The sequence below is a fragment of the Ectothiorhodospira shaposhnikovii genome, from assembly GCF_022227765.1.
In the GTDB taxonomy this organism is placed as follows: domain Bacteria; phylum Pseudomonadota; class Gammaproteobacteria; order Ectothiorhodospirales; family Ectothiorhodospiraceae; genus Ectothiorhodospira.
In genome coordinates this window covers 1-5376 of record NZ_JAJMLZ010000017.1, presented here as the reverse complement: position 1 = coordinate 5376, position 5376 = coordinate 1, and the positions used below count along the sequence as shown (strand labels likewise).

Below are 5376 nucleotides of genomic sequence, written 5' to 3'. Positions count from 1 at the left end.
GGAGGGCATTATCGATGGCGCGCCCACCGGCAGCCACCGCCGCGCCGCGCAAGGAAACGTCCGAGTATCCTTGTCCCCGATGCCGGAAAGGTCGTTTGCATGTCATTGCCGAAATATCGCGTCCTGTCCCATATCCCACGCTCAAGGCGCGACGATGTTAAGTGATTGAAAAATAGCGGGTGACGGAGCAGGCTGACAACGGCCTCCGGAAAGGCCGGGCCTGAGTGCGGGCAAAACATTGAAACAGGGCCAACAATCAGGCTATGTTCATTCAAAACACACTTGCCAAGGACCCCCCAGCATGGCTCCACAGTGGCTGAAGGAACCCGCACAGGTAATCCACACCTGCCAAAGGGCCGCTCATGGCCCGCCTGGCCCACCGCCAAAAATACAATCCCCATTATAAAGATGTGCGGTACATGGCTTCGTCCAACAGACGTTTATCCGCCATGCTGCGCACAGCGGATAAACGCTTATATGTTAAGCGCTACCGATGTAGCCCAGATTGGAGGGAGTTGTGAAAAACATTGAAGTAGTGATTTTGGCCAACTCGGTGAAGCATCATCAGCATTGTGTCGCTGGTAAATGCATTGCCAATGGCCAGTGGGTGCGGCCAGTCTCAAATACAGACGGCGGGGAGCTGAGCCACGCGCAAGCACTGTGCAAAAATCCATACGGACAATTCAATGTAAAGCCTTTGCAGAAAGTTATTATGAGCTTCTCGACTCATGCCCCTTTATCACACCAGCCCGAAAACTATGTCATAGATGGTTCTGTATGGCGGCAGAATTTTGGGATCTCAGTCGGAGAACTGGATAACTACCTAGATACCCCTAACGATATTTGGGGTGGAATAGATAGGGTTTCTCACGCAAGTATCGTCTCAGGGTATATTGCTATTGAGCAATCTTTGTATCTTATCGCCGTTGAGAGCTTGCATTTATATAAAAATCAGTTCGATAGACGAAGAGCATCATTCTCCTATCGCGGAAATAACTACGATCTCGCTGTAACTGATCCCAACTTCGATAGAATCATCCAGAATAACGAGGTTCCTAAAGGTATTCTTTGCGTGAGTTTGGGCGAGGAATATCAAGGAAACTGTTTTAAGCTTGTTGCAACCATATTTTGATAGGAAATGGCATGAAGATTTATACTATCGGATTTACGCAGAAGAACGCGGAGAAGTTCTTCAAATTTATCAAGGCGGCCGAAGTCAAAACCTTGATTGATGTTCGTCTTAATAATGTCTCTCAGTTGTCTGGGTTTGCAAAGAGAGATGATCTAAAATTCTTCCTCAAAGAGCTTTGCGGATCGGATTATGTGCATCTGCCAGAGCTTGCGCCAACTAAAGATATCCTCAATGCATACAAGAAAGGTGACATGTCGTGGCAGCTTTATGAGGACAAGTTCCTTAATCTCATGGCGCAAAGAAATGTTGAGAAATCAATCAGTCCTGCGGTGTTAGACCATGGGTGTTTGCTGTGCTCCGAACACGAACCGCATTTTTGTCACAGGCGGCTAGTTGTGGAGTATTTAAACGAATATTCTAACCTAGACCTTAAAGTTAAACATTTATACTGATGAAAAAAATCCTTGTTCTTTATCCGAAACTTTTCAACTGTTACCAAAAGTTTCATAGAAAAATTGAAAAAATACTCTCTGCCTCAGATGCGGTTGAGCTGGTTTATCCATCGGATGAGAATGGTTTTATTCAGCGGATTTCTGATGAGAGTCAGAAAATTAATTCGACTCAGCGATCTGAGAATTGGAGTGTTAACGACGTGACCCACGCTATTGTTTTCGACGACGGTGAAGAGTTTCTAGAAGAGGTTGAGCTACTCAAAGAAAACTCTGTTCCTCTTCGACTCATAGATATTTCTATCACTCGAGTAATCAATATTAAACGTGAGCCAGAATATAAGGGTCTAAAAAGTACGCCCGAGTACGAGTACATTGGGCGGGGATCGTATTGGGGCAACCCTTATTCAATGTATGAAGACGGTGAAGATAGAGAAGAGGTCATTAGAAAGTACAAGTACGATTTTGATTTTGAGAAATTCTCAAATAAGGAGAAAAAAGAGGTATACAAGCTTGCTGGGAAGCGTTTGGGGTGTTTCTGTAAGCCAGATTCGTGTCACGGAGATGTGTTGGCAGATTTTTTGAATTCATGGGATGACGGTAAGTAATCGCTTAACAAGGCGCTGCTGTCGGACAAATTTTCCGCTGCGCTCCCAATTTGCCGCAGAGCGCGGCGTTAGCGAGACGAAGGAGTGCCTATGGCCACGCAGCAAGAATATGATAATTTTAAGGCTGAGACGCCACGGCGGACTCGATATCGCATGGCACAAAAAACTTTTCGCTATCCGGTCTACCAAAGTATTGAGGCCATTGGTCTGCTGCTTTTGGTGGCCCTGATATGGAATATATGGTCATTTGGGTCAACCATTGTCGCTAGCGCTATTGGTATATTGGCTGTTATTTTGGCGCTTCTGCACCATGCGAGTACGGCTATGCAGAAGCCTTGGTTGGCGCTTGCAGCTGGATTTGAGGCGTTTATCGTATGGGCACTTTATGCGTGGTGGCTGTCGAATTATTTCCAAGTGGATAATTTTTGGGCCTTTTGTGCCTTCGTCTTTGCTTTTCGGTTCGTCCAACGCGGGGAGCACGAAATCAACGTAAAGGCGTTTTTTGTGGCCCAGGGGGGCGAGCTCGCTAACCAATAAGTCAAGCCGACCGATTCTTCGCTGACGCTACGAATTGGCGGCTTACCAATGGCGTTATGTGTCCATTGGGAGTTTCGCATGATTACAGATATTGAGCAGCGCAGCAGCATCGGCCCAGACCTTCGACCGGAGAAACTGGAGACATATTGGAATGAGTACTTCCACTACCGGGACACCGCACCGGACTTACATGAGATTGTGGAAGAAAAGATGATTGCAGAACTTGATACTGCTCGCGCTACAAGCCGTCCCTATGTTGACTCCCAACAAATTATTTCTAAAGTACTGACGAAACTTGGTCCTTCCAGTAATTTTCATCGCCAGTTTGGTGAGCGGTTTCCAGACTTCAAACCAAATCAGACTTTGGGTATGCAACTATATGCGCTCATTGCTGCAGATGCTGAAACGTGGATCTACTCACCGACTCATCACTCAGGTCATCTACACCCACATGCTACATATTTTAAGCCGGGCACATAACCAGGCAAAGCAGTTCGCGGCTAGCGCCGCCGGACTCGCTAACGCTCGCCGCTGTTTGCGGCGTTAGATCAAAAAGACGTGTAATCCCTAAAGGGAGAACTAATGACAACAAGTTTGAGGAACCTGACGTCTTTTGGTGACGTTGCGGCTGAAGACGACGCTGTACTTGACTACTTTCTGGCGACTGACGCAGTAGCGCAAATTGAAAGAAAGCAAGCGTTCTTGGTTCTCGGCCGTAAGGGTGCTGGAAAGACAGCCATCGTGAGGCATTTCACTGAGGGCATGTCCGAGTCGCGGTCAAGGCCTCTCAATCTGAGAGGATATCCGTGGGCAATTCATGCTCAACGCATTGATCGGGGGGGCTCTGAGGTTGAGGCGTACGTTTCATCTTGGCGTTACCTTATTGCTCTAGAATTTGCATCAATGGTACTGGAGGATTCTGAGCGCCCTCAGCATGACAAAGTAGAAGCCCTAACAAGTTTCTTTAAAGACAACTACGGAGGTATAAATCCTTCGCTTTCAGATGTGCTTAGGCCGAAGCGTCTTCGCATAAGTAAATTTAGTCTTCAGCCAACGATACTCGGAAATTCAATCGGTGGAGTAGAATTAGAGCGGGGCCCTGGGGATCTTCAGTTAGGATCAGAGTTAAATGCGCTGACCACATCTATCATGGAAAGTTGTTATGCAATCGTTGCCAATGAATCTCTAGGCCCATACGTCCTTCATTTTGATGAATTAGATCAAGGTCTCTCCGCAAGTGACCACACTCGGGAGAAAATGCTCATTGGCTTAATAATTGCTGCCAGAGATGTCCGGCGTGAGTGTGCGAAGGTCAATGCACCCATGATCCCGGTAGTTTACTTGCGGACAGACTTATGGGATGACTTGGAATTTTCTGACAAAAATAAAATTGGACAAACTCTCACTCTTCGTTTGGAATGGACGAATGAATCGCTCCTTGCGTTAGTTAATGAGCGACTTAAAGTCAAGTTGGCTCCGAGTATACACTGGGAAAGCATAGTTGAGCCGTCGTTAATGCGGGGCTCCCAAACGAAATGGAATCATATTCTTGCTCGAACCTTTCTCCGTCCCCGTGACGTAATCAGTTTTCTGAATGCATCGCTTTCAGAATCAAGAATGCGGCCAGACGAAATTCTGGTGTTGTCGAACTCCGACATCATAAACGCGCGTGAGCAGTATTCATCATATCTGAAAGAAGAGTTGGATGATGAGATACTTCCTCATTGGCCGAAATGGGAGCAGGCGCTTCAAGCCTGTTCGGCAATGAATACTATCACGTTCGATCGTGAGGATTTTCGCAGAGAATACGAAGGACGCCGCACCAAAGATAATCCGGTTGGCGCAGACGATGCATTAGCATTGCTATACCGCTTCTCTGTTATTGGCTATTCACGTCGAAGCGGTTACGGAGGATCTTCGTGGGCCTTTCAATATACGGATCCTCAGGCAGGGTGGGATAATGCAGCGACACGATTCAAAGTTCACCTAGGATTGAAAGAGTACGCTAAGTTACGGGAAGAGCGGATTTAATGCATAGTCTGTGAATCCGGGAGGTCTAACGAGGAAATCAACCCGACAAACCCTTCCGGGGCTTCGCCCCTCCAGGCTTTGCGGGCTATTTCAGCGTTGGGCGTCAGGATTCGCACGGTGCTCTGTCCGAGCGAAGTTGAGACAAGAAATGAAATAGCGTACTGCTTACAGGAGTAATCAATAGTGCTTGTCTATGCGAACGAAATTGAGATTGTCGGTGACAATCCGGCCCTCCAAGTGCTGCGTGGAATATCAGGGTGGCTTTCGGAGAAGTTAGATGAGCGGGTTGTTATTCGAGAGGTGACGACACCGGGCGAACGCATTGGAGGAAACCCGCGAGTTTGGTTGCGGACTGATCGAGCGATTGCAGATAACTTTCGCTTGTATTCTTGGGTGCTGAAGCATTCTGACCCTAATGTGACAGGGAGGCAGTGGGTCACGGAACTTGGTTTGAAAGACGTAGATGGTGGTCCAGCCCATTTTTCTTGCGTCGTCTACACAGAAGAGCAAAGTATTCTCGTTTCTGAACCCGTTCAGGCGAGTCGTCCTCGCGTTGTTAAGTTCATAGAATCTCCGCAAGGAAACCCGCGATTTCAATCGCGGGAGGAATTGCGGGTGC

Annotated in this window: 7 protein-coding genes; all 7 read left to right on the top strand. The window is 47.4% G+C overall.

Features of this window, described 5'->3' with window-relative positions; all coding sequences use genetic code 11:
* The first annotated feature begins 517 nt into the window (after window positions 1–517).
* Complete coding sequence (locus LQD11_RS15335) at window positions 518–1132, top strand: dual OB domain-containing protein (RefSeq protein WP_238618334.1); 615 nt, start codon at window positions 518–520, stop codon at window positions 1130–1132.
* Window positions 1133–1143: 11 nt separating this feature from the next.
* Window positions 1144–1584, top strand: coding sequence for a DUF488 domain-containing protein (locus tag LQD11_RS15330; protein WP_238618333.1), 441 nt, complete (start codon window positions 1144–1146; stop codon window positions 1582–1584).
* Complete coding sequence (locus LQD11_RS15325; RefSeq protein ID WP_238618332.1) at window positions 1584–2189, top strand: DUF4326 domain-containing protein; 606 nt, start codon at window positions 1584–1586, stop codon at window positions 2187–2189. Before LQD11_RS15330 ends, LQD11_RS15325 begins: the two co-directional genes overlap by 1 nt.
* A gap of 90 nt (window positions 2190–2279) precedes the next feature.
* Complete coding sequence (locus LQD11_RS15320) at window positions 2280–2726, top strand: hypothetical protein (RefSeq protein WP_238618331.1); 447 nt, start codon at window positions 2280–2282, stop codon at window positions 2724–2726.
* A gap of 78 nt (window positions 2727–2804) precedes the next feature.
* Window positions 2805–3206: a hypothetical protein gene (locus LQD11_RS15315; protein ID WP_238618330.1), complete on the top strand. Its 402-nt coding sequence runs from the start codon at window positions 2805–2807 to the stop codon at window positions 3204–3206.
* 102 nt (window positions 3207–3308) lie between these two features.
* Window positions 3309–4757 (top strand): P-loop ATPase, Sll1717 family, encoded by a 1449-nt coding sequence (locus tag LQD11_RS15310; RefSeq protein WP_238618329.1) that lies wholly within the window; start codon window positions 3309–3311, stop codon window positions 4755–4757.
* Between the two features lie 183 nt (window positions 4758–4940).
* On the top strand, window positions 4941–5376 hold a 436-nt coding region (locus LQD11_RS15305; RefSeq protein WP_238618328.1), incomplete at its 3' end, for a hypothetical protein.

Bases quoted from the DNA above. Each gene is read 5' to 3' on its own strand.
- LQD11_RS15330 (WP_238618333.1), top strand. From the start codon at position 1,144: ATGAAGATTTATACTATCGGATTTACGCAGAAGAACGCGGAGAAGTTC.
- LQD11_RS15325 (WP_238618332.1), top strand. From the start codon at position 1,584: ATGAAAAAAATCCTTGTTCTTTATCCGAAACTTTTCAACTGTTACCAA.
- LQD11_RS15320 (WP_238618331.1), top strand. From the start codon at position 2,280: ATGGCCACGCAGCAAGAATATGATAATTTTAAGGCTGAGACGCCACGG.
- LQD11_RS15315 (WP_238618330.1), top strand. From the start codon at position 2,805: ATGATTACAGATATTGAGCAGCGCAGCAGCATCGGCCCAGACCTTCGA.
- LQD11_RS15310 (WP_238618329.1), top strand. From the start codon at position 3,309: ATGACAACAAGTTTGAGGAACCTGACGTCTTTTGGTGACGTTGCGGCT.